Below are 18403 nucleotides of genomic sequence, written 5' to 3' on the forward strand. Positions count from 1 at the left end.
GCTGTTTTTTTGTGGAATTCGCTTCAGAGCAGGTGATACAACAGGATTTGAGTGAATCATCAGGCCGGATCGGCCTTTTCCGATGACTGTATTTGACCTGATCCTTGGAGTGGCCGCAATTCCTGCTTTCGTCATCTGATTGAATCTTATACACGGATCAGCTCCTTTTCTTTTGCAATTCCGGTTCGTCAGAGTTACGATGAATACAATCATACCGGGGGAGGGATCGGCATGCTTATCACTCGGGCAAGCAAAAATCATTTGTATCTGCCGCCGGATTATGAGCGGAGGAAGCCCTCAGGGGCGGTGAATGTGACGGATGCGCGGGATCCGTTCGAAAAAGACTACGGACGCATTATTCACAGTGCCGCTTTTCGCCGCTTGCAGTCCAAAACGCAAGTCCTCGGTTTGGATGTAAGCGATTTTCATCGAACCCGCCTGACGCACTCGATGGAAGTCGCACAGATTGCCAGGGGAATCGTTATTCACCTCAATGCCCACCATCCAGTGTTTCGGGAAGATTATGCCCTGGATGCTTCACTCATCGAAGCGGCGGCGCTGGCACACGATTTGGGTCACCCCCCCTTCGGGCATCGCGGGGAAGAGGCCCTGCATAAGTGCATGCAGCATTACGGGGGATTTGAAGGAAATGCCCATACGTTTCGCATTTTAACGCGGTTGGAAGGGGATAAGACATACGGGCTGAACCTGACGAGAGCTCTTCTCCTTTCGATCATGAAATACCCCATCCTGTTGGATGATGCCGTCAACCCCCGTCAGTATGAGGTTCAGGGGAAAGTTCATCCGCCCAAGGCGAGCGCATTTGCCTGCGACCGGGAAGCGTTCACATGGACGCTCGCGGTTTTTGACGAGAAGGAACGAGCATTTCTCACGCGGACGGTGAACCCGGTTCATCAGCACAAACAGACGCTGAACAAGACGCTGGAATGCTCCATTATCGAGCTGGCCGACGATATTGCGTACGGCACCCATGATGTGGAAGACTCCATCAATCTGAAATTGATCCGCATTGAACAACTGAAAGAGTTGATGGTGCCTTTCCAAAGGGAAGACAGCTATCCTGAATTACGAATGGCATGCAAAGAATTGGATAGATTGAACCCGGAGAGCGATCAGCTCAAATATCGCTTGAAGAAAATTTTTTCGGCGATCATCTCTACGCTCATCACCCATTTGCAGGTACGAGAGACGAAAGAGGCGTTTTCATCGCCGCGTTTGAAATACACCGTTCTGTTGCCGCCGGATCTGCGCCGATTGCTGGATCAGCTGAAACAATGGGTGGCTGATAAAGTGATCGATTCACAAAAGGTGCAAACGGTCGCCTGGAAGGGCACCCACATCATTGAGCAATTGTTCGAAGCTTTTATGAATGAAAGCAAGTTGCTGCCGGAAAATGACCGGCTTAAGTGGAAGTCAGCCATGACCGATGAAGAAAAGGCGCGCATCGTTTGCGATTATATCGCCGGCATGACGGATTCATTTGCGATGAAAATGTATGCCCGGCTGTATGGTCATAGCCGTAACTTTTTTGACTATTGAATGTGCGGAAATTCGACACAGGAACGAAAAAGTCAGGCTTGCCGGCTGAAAAACTGACAAAAAATGAGCAAGTCCGACTGATTTTATTCCAGAAGTTGAAAAAAGAAGCAGGTTATTCCGATTGGAGAGAGAAGGTTATATTAGGTACGAGATCGTTGAAGTGAATACCGCCACCAACCCGGGCGACGGGGAGTTCATTTCGCCGGAAAATGATCATCACTCGTAATCATGTTTGATGGTTCTTCCACTTTAATAGAATTCATTTATCCAAATGAATTTTTATATATAGATCCAACTGATTTCATTCTATTTGGGTGAGACTTCCTCTGGGGTGGTGCGAAGATGGCATTGGAATTGGACACTCATTCCAATGAATTGGGAGAGATTTTAAAAGTCGTCGATGAGAGTGTACGGTTATTAAATCATTTTTCTCAAGATGAGGGGATCGGTCTTGTTCAGGGCATAAGCGAAAAAGTAGAATGGTCATTAGACCGATTGTTGGCGGGGAATCGGGTCCATAAGCATTCTCAGTTGCACGAAGTCGTTTATTTTCTTGATTTGGCCTGTTTCAGCCTGCTGAAGATGAATGGTGATTCATTTCATATCTATTTGCAGGAGGTAAACCAGCGCTATCGTGTCTTGCTGCGCACACTTTACATCTCTCACCGCCGGGGAGGGAAAGTGTAGCTGTCGGCAAGGCTGTTTGACTGAAGGGGGTACATCATGCGAATTTCTCTGATTCAGATGGATGTGGATTTCGGCCACCCCGAACGAAACCAGCAGCGGGTAAAAGAATGGGTGCACCGGGCAGCCCTGGAAGAGAGGGCAGATGTGGTGGTGTTACCTGAGCTATGGAATACCGCTTATGATTTGAAACGACTTGAGGAGATCGCCGATGCGGGTGACTTGCGCAAGTGGCTTGGGCAACTCGCCAACGAATTCGGCATCTACTTTATCGCCGGCTCGATCGCAAACAAGAAGGATTCCGGCATCTATAATACAACCTTTGTATTTCAACCGGACGGGACCGAGATTGCCAGCTACAGCAAGGTGCATCTATTCCGCTTGATGGATGAGGAAAAGTATTTACAGCCGGGTGAGAAAAAAAGCCTCTTTTCCATCCACGGGCATTTGGCCGGGTCGATTATTTGCTATGATCTCCGTTTTCCCGAATATATCCGTTCCCTGGCTCTTGAAGGGGCCGCCTTGTTGTTTGTTCCCGCGCAATGGCCGGTTCCGCGCCTCAATCACTGGCGCGTATTAAACCAGGCGAGAGCCATTGAAAACCAAATGTATGTGGTGGCAGTCAACCGGGTAGGTGAAGGTGGCGGAAATCAGTTTTTTGGCCATTCGATGGTGATCGACCCCTGGGGAAAGATCCTTGCGGAAGGCGGAGAGAAGGAGGAGATCCTGACCGTCGAGATTGACCTCGACGAAGTGAACCGTGTCCGCAAAACCATACCGGTCTTTGAAGACCGCCGCCCAGAACTTTACTAGATTCAATTGTGCTCCATGCAGGTTGAAATGATCCAATCCCATGCCGTTTAAACCGTAAAAAGTTCCGGAAGCAGAAGAAGCTTCCGGAACTCTTTTTTTAGCGGATTATGACCTGGAACATATATGAATTGCTTTATTTGAGCTGATCCGGAAAAGAGTGGATGTTTTTTCCACATTGACAGCGGTAAAGGGGGTCGGTATGATAAAAACGAATAACCTAAAAACATACCAGTTAAGTAAGGAATTTATCATAGAGTTGGAGAGAAGCAAAAATGTTAAGAAAAAGATCGGGTATGATTTCAATAGCGTTGGGCTTAGCGCTTTTCCTCTTTGTGTCCGGCTGCAGTGTCAACCAGCAGGGGGATCTTTTAAGCACCATCAAGGATCGGGGAACGATCCGCATCGGAACGGAAGGTACCTATAAACCTTTCAGTTTCCATGATGAGAAAACGAATGAGTTGACCGGTTTCGATGTCGAAGTGGCCAAAGAAGTAGCCAAGCGCATGGGGGTTAAGGCGGAGTTCGTGGAGATTCCCTGGGATGGGATGCTGACCAGCCTGCAGACCAAGAAAATTGACATGGTTGCCAACCAGGTAGGCATCAAACCGGAGCGGAAAGAGAAATTTGATTTCTCCAGCCCGTACACCGTCTCCTACGCGCAAATCGTCGTGCACAAGGACAACCAGGAGATCAAGGGAATCGAGCAGGTGAAAGGAAAGCGCGCCGGCCAGACGCCTACGAGCAACTACGGGAAAATGGCGAAGGACGCAGGCGCAACCATTGTGGCCTATGAAGATATGATGAGCGCGATGAAAGATGTGGCCGCCAAACGAATCGATTTCAGCATGAATGACCGGCTGGCGATCGCCGAAATGCTGAAAACGACGAAACTGCCGCTCAAAACGGTCGGAGAGCCGATGGAAAAATCCGAAAGCGCGTTCCCGGTTCCAAAAGGAAACCCGGAGCTGGTCAAAGAAATCAACAAGGCACTGGAAAGCATGAAAAAAGACGGAACGCTTGCTAAAATCTCGCAAAAATGGTTTGGCCAGGACGTGTCGAAGTAAAGATTTAAACAACACCCCCGGCTGCCCGTGGTTTCGGGCGGCCGGGGGTGTTTTGGTTTGATCAGCTTTCGGTCCAATTGGTATGGTAAAACCCCTCTTTGTCCACGCGTTGATAGGTATGGGCTCCGAAGTAGTCCCGTTGGGCCTGTAATAGGTTGGCAGGGAGGGTTTCCGTGCGGTAGCTGTCAAAATACGCCAGGGCGCTGGAGAATCCGGGAACCGGCAATCCGTTCATGACGGCGGTCGCGACCACTTCCCTCCAGGAGTCCTGATAATTTTCCACTACTTCCTTAAAATACGGGTCCAGGAGCAGGTTTTTCAGCTCGGGGTCCCGATCGTAAGCTTCCTTGATGTTTTGCAAAAATCGGGCTCTGATGATGCAGCCGCCCCGGAAGATCATGGCGATATCTCCATACTTCAAATTCCATCCGTACTCTTCGGAAGCGGCCCTCATCAAAGCAAACCCCTGGGCGTAGGAGCAAATTTTGCTGGCATAGAGCGCTTTTCTGACCGCTTCGATAAAGGCGTTCCGGTCATAAACGACGGTATTGGGCAATGTCGGCCCTTTAAGGATTTGGCTGGCTTTGACGCGCTCTTCTTTCATTGCCGAGAGGAATCGCGCATACACGGACTCGGTGATGATGGACAACGGGACTCCCAAGTCGAGTGAGTTTTGGCTCGTCCATTTGCCGGTTCCTTTTTGCCCGGCGGTATCGAGGATGACATCCACCATGGGTTTGCCAGTGTCCGGGTCGGTTTTGGCAAAAATGTTCGCGGTAATTTCAATCAGGTAACTGTCCAGTTCGCCTCGGTTCCACTCAGCAAACACCTCGTGCAATTCCCGGGCATCCATTTTCAAAATATGTTTCAGCAGGTGGTAAGCCTCGCAAATCAGCTGCATGTCCCCGTACTCAATCCCATTGTGCACCATTTTTACAAAGTGGCCGGCCCCATCCGGACCGATATATGTACAGCAGGGATCACCGTTTACTTTGGCGGAAATCGCCGTCAGGATCGGTTGTACCTGTTCATACGCTTCCGGATTTCCTCCGGGCATGATGGAGGGACCTTTCAGCGCACCTTCTTCTCCGCCGGAAATACCGGTTCCGATAAAATGGATCCCCTCTGCTTCCAATTCCTTATGCCGGCGGATCGTATCCTGGAAAAAGGAGTTCCCGCCGTCAATAATGATGTCCCCTTTGGAAAGATATTTTTTCAGCTGGGTGATCATATCATCCGTCGGTTTGCCCGCTTTCACCATTAACAAAATTTTGCGCGGCGTTTCCAGGGAATGGATAAATTCTTCCATTGTATAGGTTCCGGTCAGCTTTCTTCCCGGATGTTCTTCCAGCAGCTCTTTCGTTCGCTCAGGAGACCGGTTGAACACAGAAACCGAATATCCCCTGCTCTCCATATTTAAAGCTAAATTTTTGCCCATGACGGCCAGGCCGATGACGCCAATTTGACTTTTTGCCAATTCTTTTCCCACCTTTTTTGCCAGGATCATAAGCATTCCGGAGCTTCCTCAGGCTGTGATTGGGATGAGGCCTCCGGGGCATCAGACGCATCTTTATCTATTTTACCTCTTAATCATCCATAGAAAAAGAACAGCGCAAATTTTATTATGCCGCCGGGACATCGAATGGATCACACATCTTGTGTTTCATTTGTTAATTATCTGATTTTGATCGAAAGCAGACACAATTTCCTTCAGTTTTGTTACTATTATTTATGACTGTTGACTTGAAAGGAATCGGAGCCGGGATACGGGGCCCCTATTCCACACATATTAAATGAGAAGAAAGTTACGAGTGAATGATGCGCGAAGGAGTGAAATCATGTCCATACATACCAAATTGACGGAGCCATTCTCCTTGGTGCTGTTCGGGGCGACTGGCGATCTGGCCAAACGCAAGTTATATCCCGCGCTGTTCAGTTTGTTTAAGAGCGGTCTGCTGCCACAAAACTTTGCGGTGATCGGGGTTGGGCGATCCAAGCGTACTGTGGAGGAGTTCAGAACGGCGGTTCGGTCTTCCGTTGACCAGTTTTCCCGGCTGAAAGTGACGGATGAAAACGAGTGGAACCAGTTTGCACGCAAATTTTTCTATGTGATCGCCGATGTGAATCAACCGGGTCAATATCAAGGGATTAAAACGGTTGTCGAAGAGAATGAAAAAGACTGGAATTTGCAAGGCAAAGGAAATCGGTTGTATTACCTGGCAATCGCCCCGGATCTGTTTGGCAGTGTATCCCGGAATTTGAGATTAGCCGGTCTGACGGAAACTTCCGGATGGAAACGGCTGATTATTGAGAAGCCGATCGGACATGACTATGCATCCGCGAAAAAACTGAATGAACAGATGAAAGAGTCGTTTACGGAGCAGGAAATCTACCGCATCGACCATTATCTGGGCAAAGAAATGGTGCAGAATATCAACGTGATCCGTTTTGCCAACTCATTGTTTGAGCCGTTATGGAACCATCATTATATTGAAACGGTACAGATTACCGCCAGTGAAACGGTCGGGGTGGAAGACCGGGCCAACTATTATGATGAAGCCGGGGCGCTCCGCGATATGGTGCAAAACCACATTTTGCAGATTCTGATGATGGTTTGCATGGAACCGCCCAGCCGATTAAAGACGGAAGCAATACATGACGAGAAAGTAAAGGTGTTGCGCTCTTTGCGTAAAATTGAGGAATCGGAAGCGGCAGAGTATGTCGTCCGCGGTCAGTATCGGGCCGGTATGTTGGACGGAAAGCTGGTCCCCGGTTACCGGGACGAAAAAAATGTGAATCCTGCCTCCAATACCGAAACATTTGTGGCCGCCAAGCTGTACGTGGATAATCTGCGCTGGGCGGGAGTCCCCTTTTACATCCGCACAGGGAAGCGCATGCCGGCCAAGGCGACCGAAATTGTGATTCAATTCAAAGAGATGCCGAAAAACCTTTATTTCAATAAGAACAATGATCTGGGGCCAAACTTGCTGGTGATCAACATCCAGCCGGTAGAAGGCATGTATATGGTGTTAAACGCCAAAAAGCCGGGCTCGATCAATGAGATCACCCCCATTGCCATGGAATTTTGCAATAACTGTGACCAAGGAACCCCGGAAGCTTATGAATCGTTGCTGCATGATGCGGTGGCAGGGGATCAAACATTCTTCACCCATTGGGATGAAGTTTCGCTCGCGTGGAAGTTTATTGATCCGATTCGGCGTGCCTGGGATCGGGGAGAGATTCCTTTGGAGTTTTATGAGAGCGGAACCTGGGGCCCCCAAGCGGCCGATGATCTGTTGGCCAAAGAAGGGCATAGATGGTGGCCTGTTTCCAGCCAGCGCCGCCACCAGATCGTGAAAGCCAATGAAATGGTAAAAATGTGAGACAAGAAAACCAATCAAAAACGTCGCCCGGGAGAGATGAATGATGGTGAAAATTTTTGATGTGTCCATGCGGATTGAAGAAGGGATGCCCGTCTATAAAAACAAGCCGGAAAAGCAACCGAACATCCGTGTTGTTCAGGATTTTGACACCGCGCCTGCCCGTGAATCGCGCATCGACATCGATGTTCATACCGGTACGCATGTCGATTCCCCTTTGCACATGCTGCCGGAGGGCGGAACGATGGAAACCCTTCCGTTGGAGCGTCTGGTACGTCCTTGCCGCGTCCTGGATTTGACCGGTGTGGACGGGGGGATTACGCAAGCGGACCTTGAAAAGTTTGAGATCCGTTCCGGCGAGTTTTTGCTCTTAAAAACGAAAAACTCCTTCAAAGATGAATTTGACTTTGAGTTTGTTTATCTGGCAGAAGATGGGGCGCGCTATCTGGCGGAGAAGAAGATTGACGGTGTGGGCATCGACGCTCTGGGTATCGAACGCTCCCAGCCGGGTCATCCCACCCATAAAACCTTGTTTCGCGCCGATATTCTGATTATTGAGGGCCTGCGTCTGAAAGAGGTTCCGGAAGGCAATTACTTTATGGTTGCTGCACCGATCAAACTTGTCCATACGGAAGCGGCTCCCGCCCGTGTCATCCTGTTGCAGGGAATCGGCGAATAGAAAGCACTTTGAAAAAGGACTGCTGTCGGGAGATGGCAGTCCTTTTTATTGCAGATAACTTAACCGTTGACAACGCAAACGGAACAGGCGTAACATAGAGCATGTTATATATAAATAAAAACCTATCAAAACAGTTGGATTAAGCAAATGGAGTTGTTTCGCTATGGACGCTTGGAAATATATTCAATGGGAGAATTTGTTTGACGTGGATTTGGCGATCCAGGCCACTCCCTATATTTTGCAAGGATTAGGCACCACCCTGTGGATGAGTGTGGTCAGCATGGCGATTGGGCTGGTCCTGGGCCTGGTGACGGCAATGGGGCGGATGTCCGGTAATCCCATCTTCCATCTGCCGGCCCGCGCTTACATTTCCGTCATCCGCGGCACACCTCTGTTGGTGCAGTTATTTATCCTGTATTTCGGTTTGCCGGTGATCGGAATTACCCTGACCCCAACGCTGGCCGGGCTGATCGGGCTCTCGCTCAATGTGGGCGGCTACTCGGCGGAAACGATCCGCGGCTCTCTTCTGTCGATTCCCAAAGGACAATGGGAAGCGGCGCAATCGCTCAATATGACTTATTGGCAGACGATGAGACGGATCATCATCCCGCAGGCGACGCGTGTCGCATTGCCGTCCCTGGCCAATACGTTTTTGAGCCTGGTGAAGGATACCTCCCTGTTGGCCATGATCACGGTCAACGAGATGTTTTATCTTGCCAAAATTGTCGGTGGTCAACGTTTTGACTACATGACCCCCTATATTCTGGTCGCAGTATTCTACTGGATCATTTGCACTTTCCTCAGCTACGTGCAAGGAAAATTGGAACAGCGCTACGGCCGGCATGTTGCATAGAAACCATGGCCTGACGGCCACCAACAGGGAAAAAAGTCAAATCGTGCAGGAAGGGCGTGATGGCGGAGTACCTTTGGGGCCGTACCCTGCGGAGGTCACGGGCGAAGGAAGAAGCGGACCTGCTTGAGCGACAGCGAGTTTTACCCTCGCCCGCAGCGGAGGGGGCCAGAGCGGACAGTTTATACTTCCCTGCCGGACTCAAGTGTGCGGAGAACTACACGTCCCGACCGCCGCGGAAGCACCCACTCAGGAACATTCCTGCGATCGAGCTAACTTTCGTATAAAAATAGGCCGTGCCGGGTGGAAGCAGATGCGTTCACAGAAAGGAGGAGGCCGCATGATCGAAGTAAACGGTTTAACAAAGAAGTTCGGGCAGCTGGAAGTGTTAAAAGGGATTGATCTCCATGTGGAGAAGGGGGAAGTGATCTGCATCATCGGTCCGAGCGGTTCGGGCAAATCCACCCTGCTCCGCTGTCTCAATCTCCTGGAAGTCCCAAGCGCCGGACGCCTCTCCATCGATGGGGTGGAACTTGATTTTGACGGAGGCAAAACAGCTTCCAGGGACCAGCGCCAGCTCCGGGCCAAAACGGGCATGGTGTTTCAAAGCTTTAACCTCTTTCCCCATAAAACCGTATTGGAAAATGTCATGGAAGGCCCGTTGGTCGTGAAAAAAGAGGAGAAACAAAGAGTGCGGGCGAAGGCGGAGGAACTGCTGGCCAAAGTCGGCTTGCTGGATAAAAAGGACGCGTATCCCGCCCAACTCTCCGGCGGACAGCAACAACGGGTCGCCATTGCGCGCGCGCTGGCGATGGAACCGGAAGTATTGCTGTTTGACGAACCCACTTCGGCTTTGGATCCCGAATTGGTCGGAGAAGTCTTGAAAACGATCAAAGAGTTGGCCCGGGAGAAGCAGACGATGGTGATTGTTACCCATGAAATGGGGTTTGCCCGCGATGTTTCCGACCGGGTGGTCTTTATGGATAACGGCCGGATCATCGAGTCGGGCCCGCCTGAAGAACTGTTTGTCCGTCCGAAAGAAGAGCGGACACAACAATTTCTGGCCAAATTTCTCGGCAGGGTCTGAAGCGGTTCGGTGATCTGGATTTTTCAGGGGTAGTTGAAGCTGATCGGTTCAAGAGGGAACACGGCAGGAGCCCGCTGGCAATATGAACACACTTCATTTTAAACTCGATTGCGAATAACCAACAGGAGGGCGGCGACCCTCCTTTTTTCTGTTGGTGTGTCTTATGGGGGTAAGAGCAGGAGACGAAATTTAGATCAAGCAGAGCTCATTGGTATAGAAAAGAGCTAAACCTGATACAAAATAACTCGAAAACTTCTTCGCACAACCAACAGCGTAGAGCATTTGAAACGAGGAAATTCGTCGATGGGAACGAGTCATCCGGGTCTTTCCTAATCGGGAACCATACGTTTAATGCGAGAGATAATAGACGAAAAATGGAGTAAGAGGCATCGTTATCTGATATGTTGGATTGCTTGAATGGGGGAAGAAAAATTCTCAGGCACTTTCTCCATCTTGTGACCACCTACAAATTCGGCAGGAGTTTGCCTCATTTCAGGCAATCGAGCCCTTCGTAGCCTGGGAGCATAACGGGTCCATCGAATCTCCATAACACCTTTTTCTTAAAACAATTCTTGGAACGACTAATTTAAGAAGAACTAATACAGAAATGCTTCCCTTATGAATCTTGTATTCCTCTAGATCCTAACTGCACATAAATATCTGCATACTGCTCTCATTCTGGCATAGGAAGTGGTGCCCGCCTTGGACACAAACGGGTGATGTTTCCTTTTGCATCATAGGTGTATTTAAATTAGTCGATCATCTCACCATTTTTTGAAGAAGCTCAATTCTAATTCATTTTCATATAATTAAGAGTCCAAATAACTAAGCGGTAAATAACGAAAACGAATAATGTTAATACAAAAGTAGAAGTTATCCAATTTTTTTATGTGGTACAAAAGATCCTACTATGCTTGCAATAACTAAAAACAAATACATCAGAATCCAATTTCCCTCATGCCATAGTTCTTTAACCCATCCTATATCTAATAAATAAAGAAAAATACCAAGCACCAAAAACAAAACAGTTAATAGAATCACACTGTTAAAGATTTCTAGGATTTTATTTTTCAATCATCATACCTCCAGATCTTTTTTCAATAACTAACTCCTTAAGGTTATTTTTGCATCCGTTAAAGCAACTACATCGCCGCGATAGTTGAGTTGATAGTAAAAAGGTTTCCCCCCACGGGTCATGCTGACGGTCAGGTTGTCGGAATTGTATATGTATCTAGACTTCGATGCTCTTCGATACGGGTAAGCGAATCCTCTTTCAATTTTCCCAACCGGTAAGTAAAATATTTGAAAATCATGATACTGACAAATGCTATGAAATAATTTCACAAATAACAAAAAACTGAAACTCCACCTTAATAACAAACGAATCGAAGGGAGAAATTTGTTCCCTTGATTAACAATTTAAGAAACATAATTGTCTAACTATACGAAGATCCCTGTTAGCAACCCTCCCTGAAAAAAATGATTATCTTTACATAAAGACAACGATTTTTTCAGTTCTGTGGTTTATTCTGCTTGTCTGATAAGATTAGTAAGCTGTTTCTGTAAGAGAACTAGTTTTTCTAAAACGGAAAGCATATCATGTAAAGCATATAAGATAAAATCTGCATCTTTTTTCCGATATACCTCAGCAATAAATAACTCCTTATTATTATCGTGTACATAAACCCCAGCTACTCCAGCTTGTCTGGAGTTATTTATGAACATCTTTTTGGGTTCTACGTTGTAGAAAGTTTGAAAATGCTCGATATGCTTTGACACATCTACCAAAGGATGAGGTAGTCTCTGCTTTTCTTGTATGGCTGAATATTGGAGCTGTAAAATAAATTGTATCAATCTGGCATTGGGTAAATCGGTGCGGCTTCGAGCTATAAAGCTGGCATAATCACGAAAATACTCATTTAATTCTGCAATGATCATATTTTTTTCTGAATAAATATAAACTCCATCATTTGTATCTTTAACTTCCCAAGGACCTTTTGTTGCACGCTTGTAACGCAAATCGATCTGCTTAAGATTTTTATCACCATATTGATTTAGCCAAGCAGAATACAATAAGTATGCTGCAATAGGGTTAATTTTGAGATTGGCCTTTATATTATTCACTGTTAACTCTTTTGCATCTAGCAGTTTATTTAAGTGTATAAATGAACTCATCATTGATTTCACCTCGAAAGTTTTGAATATACAAATACGAGATGAAGATGCTTGGAGTTCCGGCATCGCAAGGATGTCCGCTTGGTAAAAATGGAAGTCGATGAACTCCCCGTGTGCCTGGATTGTATCAAAAGCGAGGATTATAAGAATCCGACTCCATTGAAGCATTGGAGTACCATGCGAGAACTCTTGCAAGATTAAGAATCAGAGGTAGAGGATTGTAAAGGTGATATCCATGCTCATCATTGTTCATCCGCACGCGGAGCAACCTGGAACGTAAAAAAAGAAACCTCATTCTTACAAAAAGGTTCCTCAGTGAATAATGTGTGGTTTCGACACCATTATACCTGACTGGAAAACGTCCTGTCCATGGCCTAAGTAGCATTGGGCGAGATCATTAAGCACATTGAAAAAGTCTTTGTCCCAATCACCTGTGTACCGCTGATAAATCCTTGAAGTCATTTGTCGCGGTTTTTTGGATGTTTTTTTCAAAATCATACCACTTTTCCTTCACCGTGTGTTAACATAAAAGTTAAGGATAACTGGAATCGTTTCCCCTATCTTTGTATAAGATAGTACATGGGAGGAAAAGCTAATTGAAGTTTAATGAATACGGTCTATTGGAACCAGGAGATTATCCACTCACTTTTGATCAGCTGAGACAATCGATTTTAGTGAAAGGCGAGGCACACTCCCTGCTTCCGTGGGATGCATATTGGAGAAGGAAGTTGGTCGATAATCTGGAGATATGTGTCCGTCAATTGTGGGCGTGCGGGATCGAAGAAGTGTATATCGACGGATCTTTTTGTACGGATAAGTATCAACCGGGCGATATAGACGGCTACTTTGTTGCCCCTGACCCGATGGAAGTGTTCGACGGAACGCTTGCCAACAAATTGAACCGCCTGGATCCTTATAAATGCTGGGGCTGGGATCGGCGCCGCTTCGACGCTTACGGCAACCTGCAATTGGAAATGTGGTATCGCTACCGCGTTGAATTGTTTCCGCATTGCGCGGGCGTTTATTCCGGAGTTTTAAACGATAAGGGGGAAAACATGAAGTTTGATGAGTTTTTTCGCACCGACCGCGACTTTTTGATCCCAAAGGGGATTGTCAAATTGGTGAAAGGGTGATTTCATGATTAAAACGGAGCAGGAGTACAAACGTTCGCTGGAACAGCTGAAACATCACGAACGATTGCTTGCTGAACAACGCAAAGAGCTGGAGGAGATGGGGCTGACGGAGGAGCAGATCGAGCGGGGGTTGAGTCCGGCCCGCCTCTTTCAGGAGCGGATCAAGGCTGAAGTAGAAGAGTATGAACGCTACAAATCGGGCAATTTTGACATGACCTGCACCTTTGACAATATCGGACGGCAACTGATCGCCTTTCGGATCTATAAAGGGTTATCCCAAGCGGAACTGGCCAAGCGGCTGGGGGTTTCCGCACCCCAGGTTTCCCGGGATGAACGAAATGAGTATGGCGGTGCGAGCATGGAGAAAGTCAAACAAGTATTAAAAGCGCTCGGTATGGAAGTAAAGATCGTTCCGAGTGACTGGAACAAGCTTACAGTGTGACAGGCGGCTGACGGTCGCTTTATTTTTTTGCCCTCATGGCGGTCACAGTTCGCGTTCATTTCACAATCCCATCATAATCCTTCTGCCGGTGACAGATACTAACTGTAATCAAATCTGAGCAGGAGGAAGAAACATGCGTTTATCGCTGGAAGAAATGAACATTCTCTCCGAGCGGCTGGAAAAGGAAGAGGCGCGTCTTCATCAGGCATTCAGTGCAGATCCGGAGCGAAGGGAAGAGGCCGGACGGGAACTGGCGATCATCAGTATGTTGCAAAGGAAACTGGAAGACTTGGAAGCTGACTTGACCGAGGATGAAAAACAATTGCTAAACCGCATTCTGTCGGACGAAATTCATCACATTCACGGCCATGGGACGGGAATTTATGAATCCATCCTGTCAAAGGTAAACCAGGAATAAGTGAGAAAAACCCATTGTCTCAAATCGAGAGACAATGGGTTTTTGTGTGAAGTGTCAGTTCTCCAAGGAAGGAGGCAATTGTTCTACATAAAAGAGCCCGGCGTTGATGACGCTCACTTCGACACGGGGGTGATACTGCCAGATGGTTTCCCGTCTGCGCTGTTTTTTCTCTTGGCTGAGTTCTGCCGAGATCTTCGTTTCATCAGGGTAATAGCTGTCCAGCTGGTTCAGCTCCAGATCCAGCCGTTCCATGGCTTCTTCCGCCCAAGTTTGGTCTTCGTTTTCAAGCTGATCTTGCAGGTAGTATTCCAATTCGCCCACCGCTTCGGCAATGCTGAGCCGCGGCTCGATCGTGTGGCGTTGCGCGGGCAATTTGGAAGTCCAGGAGAGCTGGCGGATGGTTTGATAAAACGGTTCGAGAATGTGGCCGTTCTGCAAATTGATGCCCAGATAGCTGATTCGGTCCTTTTTCTGGTCGCAGATATAAGAGATTTTAAAGTTAACTGCCAGCCAGGGAGTGTAGGGCTTGGAAACATACATATACGGATTCCGCCCGCTCGGTTGTTGGTATAGACGGACAAACTGTCCGTGTTGCAGCGCGGACGAGAGGAATCGCGAAAAGCGGGGCGAACCGTAAAACAAGTACTCACCTTTCACGTCTTCCGGACATTTTTCCGGATCAAAAATCAGGCAAAGGCGAGCCGGCTGGGGCTCCAGATTGCACCGCTCCACATACATCCAGTAGAAAGGACGGTTCAGCAAATCTTTATCCGCCTGGATGGAGAGCTGGGTTACGAGGTGAGCGGGAGATGATTCAATGATGTGGCAACCATGGTTTGCCAGATAACGTTCCGTAAAGGTTCTAATCTGCCTGGGTTCCATACAAAAGCACTTCCTGTCTCTCCTTTTGTTCTTGCACAGTTTGTATTTTCTTATGGAAGGATTCTCCCCATTCATTTAGACGTTGACGTACTTGCCGGTCATCGTCGGATTCCAGCATGATGCGCATCAGGCTTTGTTCCATGGATTCTTCTTCTTCCATCTTGTTCAAGATGGTTTCCAGTTCGCCGACCACCGTTTCAAAAAGCTGGATTTTTTCATGGAGCAGCCAGATGATGTGCTCTTCAATCGTGTTTTCCGTTGCAAAGTTATAGATATGGACATCGCTCTTTTGTCCGAGCCGGTGGACACGCCCGATTCGCTGTTCCACCCGCATCGGGTTCCAGGGCATGTCAAAGTTGATGATGTGATGGCAAAATTGCAGGTTGATCCCTTCACCGCCCGCCTCGGTCGCCACCATCACCTGGGCCCGTTTCTGAAACAGTTCCATCATCCAGTCTTTCTTGTTGCGGTTAAATCCGCCCCGGTAGGGAACGGCATGAATTCCCTCTTTGGCCAGTTCGCGGATCAACATGTCCTGTGTCGCACGGTATTCGGTAAAGACGATCACTTTGTCCGGCGAAATTTCTTTAATCAGCTTGATGGCCGTATCCACCTTGGATGAAGAGGTGACTGCCCGGAGCAGTTCCGCCAAATGGGCGACTTCGGGGGATAAGGTTTCTTTTCCCTGTTCCCCTCGCTGAAACAGCTTAAATAAAGTATGGAAGACGGCATCCCTGCTGCTGCAGACTTCTTTTTGCAAGACGAGGAGAGCCAGCATGCTTTTTAAATCTGCGGCATGACTTTGATAACGGCTGCGGACAAATTGGGTAATTCCTTCATACAACGCCCGTTCGGCGGGTGAAAGCTGAATGGGGATCGTTTTGACGATGCGCCGGGTTAAGTTGAGGTTGCTGTCGCGGCGCCGGTTCCGAATCAGGACGCGGCTGATTTCTTCCCGCAATTGCTCCTCATTTTTCGCCTTCCTTTTTCCGGCGACATAGTCGCTTTGGAAGCGGGACTCGTTGCCGAGTTGGCCCGGTTTGAGCAGGGTGACCAGATTGTAAAGTTCATTCATCTCATTTTGTACCGGCGTCGCCGTGAGCAGGAGACAGTATTTTTTTTGCAGTTGATTGACGAACTGCCAGTTCTTGGTGCGCCGGTTTTTCAATTTATGGGCTTCATCCACGATCAGCAGGTCGTAGTGTTTGCTGAGCACATACTGCCGATGAGGGTCCCGCTTGGCCGTATCGAGCGAGGCGACAATAAAGTCGCATTTGTCCCACATCCATTCTTTTTTCTGGGCGACGGCGGGAATTTGGAATTTTTGATTCAACTCTCTTGTCCATTGAAGCACGAGGGAAGACGGAACCAGAATGAGGGCATTTTTTACCAGCCCGCGAATCACATATTCCTTCAGGATCAGTCCCGCCTCAATCGTTTTTCCCAGGCCCACTTCATCAGCCAGGATGGCCCGTCCGCGCATTTCGTTAATCACACGTCGGACTACGTCAATTTGATGTGGAAGAGGTTCAAACCCTTGAATTTGATTCAAACTTTGGATAGAGTCAAAGGTAGGGACGATTTGTGCCTCAGCCGCTTCCAGAGCTAATTGAAAACGCTCCCAATTCGACCATCCCGTGTCATTTTCGATCAGGTGTTGGAACTTGTTCAACCACTGGCGATCCATACGTATGGGAAGCTGTCGCATCAAAACCTCTCCACCTTTCTTGCGCGGCAATGGATTCCCAATTTAGTATGTTTCTATCCTCTGAAAATGATGCGAGAGAAAAATACGTACTTTTTTAGAAAAAAATATCGAAATGGAACGGGATTTATGGCACAATATCTATGAGTCAGCTTTATATTGTTCGGCGGTTGAAGGCGGGAGGAGAGACCACATCTGGTGGCGCCGAAGGAGCAAACCCTTGGCGAAAGGGTGAATCTCTCAGGCAAAAGGAGGCCCGCTGGACGCATCTCTGGAGAGCGCTCGCACTAGCGGCGAGCCACCCACGGGGCAACTCTGTTTGGATGGCAGAGTAAACTCTCAGGTATATAGGACAGAGAAGTTCTCTCATATTAATATGAGGGGATTTCTCTGTCTTTTATTTTGGAGGTGGATCGAATGCCGGAATTAAAAAGAACTCCATTGTATGAGGTTTACAAAGATCAAGCAAAATTAGTACCATTTGGCGGCTGGGAAATGCCTGTCCAGTTTTCGGGAATCAAACAGGAGCATGAAGCCGTCCGAACCAGAGCGGGTCTATTTGACGTTTCCCACATGGGCGAAGTGGAGATCAGCGGTCCCGACGCTCTTTCCCTGGTGCAAAAGTTGACCACCAACGACGCATCCAAGCTGTCGGTCGGTGACGCACAATACTCCCTCATGTGCTATCCGGATGGGGGAACGGTTGACGATTTGCTGGTGTACCGCACGGGTGAACAGACCTACTTGCTGGTCATCAATGCTGCCAACATTGATAAAGACGTGGAATGGATTGAGCAGCATCAAATCGGGAATGTCACCGTAAAAAATATCTCTGACCAAACGGCCCAATTGGCCCTGCAGGGACCGCTCGCTGAACAAGTGTTGCAAAAGCTGACCCAATCGGATTTGTCTGAAATAAAACCGTTTAAATTTAAGCAAGATGTGGACATCGCGGGAGTCAAAACCTTGGTTTCCCGTTCCGGATATACGGGTGAGGATGGCTTTGAGCTGTATTTTCCCGCAGAGCACGGACCGGCTCTCTGGTACAAGATCTTGGAAGCCGGCCAAGAAGAGGGTGTTCTCCCCTGCGGGTTGGGAGCGAGAGATACCCTGCGCTTTGAAGCGCGTCTGCCACTCTACGGCCAGGAATTGTCGGCAGGTATTTCACCTGTTGAAGCCGGAGTCGGGTTTGCGGTAAAGCCGGATAAAGGGGATTTCATCGGCCGGGACGTGCTGGCAAAGCAAAAAGCGGAGGGAGCGCCGCGCAAATTGGTCGGCATTGAAATGATCGACCGTGGCATCCCGCGTTCCGGCTATCCGGTTTTTGCGGGTGACAAGCAGATCGGCCACGTGACGACCGGAACGCAGTCCCCCACCCTCAAGAAGAATGTGGGCCTCGCTCTGATTGCGACAGAATATGCGGGGCTGGATCGTGAAGTGGAAGTGGAGATTCGCGGAAAACGCCTGAAAGCGAAAATCGTTAAAACTCCATTTTACAAGCGCGCCAAGTAAGTGGAAATGGTGTGAGAAT

General features: G+C 48.3%; 17 protein-coding genes, 1 pseudogene and 1 riboswitch. Of the genes and pseudogenes, 13 read left to right on the forward strand and 5 right to left on the reverse strand.

Annotated features, from left to right (window positions below; genetic code table 11):
- Window positions 1–231 precede the first annotated feature (231 nt).
- From BMW55_RS11670 to BMW55_RS11685, 4 genes are all read left to right on the forward strand, one after another.
- Window positions 232–1560: an anti-phage deoxyguanosine triphosphatase gene (locus tag BMW55_RS11670; RefSeq protein WP_089969356.1), complete on the forward strand. Its 1329-nt coding sequence runs from the start codon at window positions 232–234 to the stop codon at window positions 1558–1560.
- Between the two features lie 342 nt (window positions 1561–1902).
- On the forward strand, window positions 1903–2247 hold the full coding sequence (locus BMW55_RS11675; RefSeq protein WP_089969359.1) for a hypothetical protein: 345 nt from the start codon (window positions 1903–1905) through the stop codon (window positions 2245–2247).
- Window positions 2248–2283: 36 nt separating this feature from the next.
- On the forward strand, window positions 2284–3057 hold the full coding sequence (locus BMW55_RS11680; RefSeq protein WP_089969362.1) for a carbon-nitrogen family hydrolase: 774 nt from the start codon (window positions 2284–2286) through the stop codon (window positions 3055–3057).
- A gap of 272 nt (window positions 3058–3329) precedes the next feature.
- The gene (locus tag BMW55_RS11685; RefSeq protein ID WP_244527548.1) at window positions 3330–4121 is read left to right on the forward strand and encodes a transporter substrate-binding domain-containing protein; all 792 of its coding nucleotides are present in this window, start codon (window positions 3330–3332) and stop codon (window positions 4119–4121) included.
- A gap of 61 nt (window positions 4122–4182) precedes the next feature.
- Here the strand turns inward: BMW55_RS11685 and gndA are convergent, their stop codons facing one another.
- A complete protein-coding gene (gene gndA, locus BMW55_RS11690; protein WP_139179493.1) occupies window positions 4183–5628 on the reverse strand; it encodes an NADP-dependent phosphogluconate dehydrogenase in 1446 nt (481 codons plus the stop codon).
- A 331-nt stretch (window positions 5629–5959) separates the two neighbouring features.
- On the opposite strand from gndA, the gene zwf reads away from it, so the two are divergent.
- The 5 genes and pseudogenes from zwf to BMW55_RS19960 all read left to right on the forward strand — a co-directional run.
- Window positions 5960–7504 carry a glucose-6-phosphate dehydrogenase gene (gene zwf / locus BMW55_RS11695; protein ID WP_089969365.1) on the forward strand — a complete coding sequence of 515 codons (1545 nt, stop codon included), beginning with the start codon at window positions 5960–5962 and terminating at the stop codon, window positions 7502–7504.
- 46 nt (window positions 7505–7550) lie between these two features.
- Entirely contained in the window at window positions 7551–8180 is a 630-nt protein-coding gene (locus BMW55_RS11700) for a cyclase family protein (protein ID WP_170839907.1), read from the forward strand.
- Between the two features lie 163 nt (window positions 8181–8343).
- Complete coding sequence (locus tag BMW55_RS11705; RefSeq protein ID WP_089969371.1) at window positions 8344–9033, forward strand: amino acid ABC transporter permease; 690 nt, start codon at window positions 8344–8346, stop codon at window positions 9031–9033.
- 337 nt (window positions 9034–9370) lie between these two features.
- Complete coding sequence (locus tag BMW55_RS11715) at window positions 9371–10117, forward strand: amino acid ABC transporter ATP-binding protein (RefSeq protein WP_089969377.1); 747 nt, start codon at window positions 9371–9373, stop codon at window positions 10115–10117.
- 246 nt (window positions 10118–10363) lie between these two features.
- Window positions 10364–10534: pseudogene (locus BMW55_RS19960) on the forward strand (transposase); the annotation flags it as partial.
- A gap of 456 nt (window positions 10535–10990) precedes the next feature.
- On the opposite strand, the gene BMW55_RS11720 reads toward BMW55_RS19960, so the two are convergent.
- Both BMW55_RS11720 and BMW55_RS11725 read right to left on the reverse strand, forming a co-directional pair.
- Window positions 10991–11191: a hypothetical protein gene (locus tag BMW55_RS11720; protein ID WP_089969380.1), complete on the reverse strand. Its 201-nt coding sequence runs from the start codon at window positions 11189–11191 to the stop codon at window positions 10991–10993.
- Window positions 11192–11641: 450 nt separating this feature from the next.
- Window positions 11642–12292 carry a hypothetical protein gene (locus BMW55_RS11725; protein ID WP_139179491.1) on the reverse strand — a complete coding sequence of 217 codons (651 nt, stop codon included), beginning with the start codon at window positions 12290–12292 and terminating at the stop codon, window positions 11642–11644.
- A gap of 596 nt (window positions 12293–12888) precedes the next feature.
- Between BMW55_RS11725 and BMW55_RS11735 the strand changes: the two genes are divergently transcribed.
- The 3 genes from BMW55_RS11735 to BMW55_RS11745 all read left to right on the forward strand — a co-directional run bounded on the left by BMW55_RS11735 (window position 12889) and on the right by BMW55_RS11745 (window position 14285).
- On the forward strand, window positions 12889–13425 hold the full coding sequence (locus BMW55_RS11735) for a DUF6932 family protein (protein ID WP_089969388.1): 537 nt from the start codon (window positions 12889–12891) through the stop codon (window positions 13423–13425).
- 4 nt (window positions 13426–13429) lie between these two features.
- A complete protein-coding gene (locus BMW55_RS11740; protein WP_089969391.1) occupies window positions 13430–13867 on the forward strand; it encodes a helix-turn-helix domain-containing protein in 438 nt (145 codons plus the stop codon).
- Window positions 13868–14000: 133 nt separating this feature from the next.
- On the forward strand, window positions 14001–14285 hold the full coding sequence (locus tag BMW55_RS11745) for a hypothetical protein (RefSeq protein ID WP_089969394.1): 285 nt from the start codon (window positions 14001–14003) through the stop codon (window positions 14283–14285).
- A 54-nt stretch (window positions 14286–14339) separates the two neighbouring features.
- Here BMW55_RS11745 and BMW55_RS11750 read toward each other — a convergent pair whose 3' ends face one another.
- Both BMW55_RS11750 and BMW55_RS11755 read right to left on the reverse strand, forming a co-directional pair.
- Complete coding sequence (locus BMW55_RS11750) at window positions 14340–15167, reverse strand: YqhG family protein (protein ID WP_170839905.1); 828 nt, start codon at window positions 15165–15167, stop codon at window positions 14340–14342.
- Window positions 15148–16875: a DEAD/DEAH box helicase gene (locus tag BMW55_RS11755; RefSeq protein ID WP_089969400.1), complete on the reverse strand. Its 1728-nt coding sequence runs from the start codon at window positions 16873–16875 to the stop codon at window positions 15148–15150. The genes BMW55_RS11750 and BMW55_RS11755 overlap by 20 nt, the downstream gene beginning before the upstream one ends.
- A gap of 167 nt (window positions 16876–17042) precedes the next feature.
- Window positions 17043–17138, forward strand: a riboswitch (glycine riboswitch).
- Window positions 17139–17289: 151 nt separating this feature from the next.
- On the opposite strand from BMW55_RS11755, the gene gcvT reads away from it, so the two are divergent.
- Window positions 17290–18384, forward strand: a complete 1095-nt coding sequence (gene gcvT, locus BMW55_RS11760) for a glycine cleavage system aminomethyltransferase GcvT (protein WP_089969403.1) — start codon at window positions 17290–17292, stop codon at window positions 18382–18384.
- The last annotated feature ends 19 nt before the right edge of the window (window positions 18385–18403 follow it).

Origin of the sequence: Lihuaxuella thermophila (genome assembly GCF_900110165.1) — a bacterium.
Classification (GTDB): Bacteria; Bacillota; Bacilli; order Thermoactinomycetales; family Thermoactinomycetaceae; genus Lihuaxuella; species Lihuaxuella thermophila.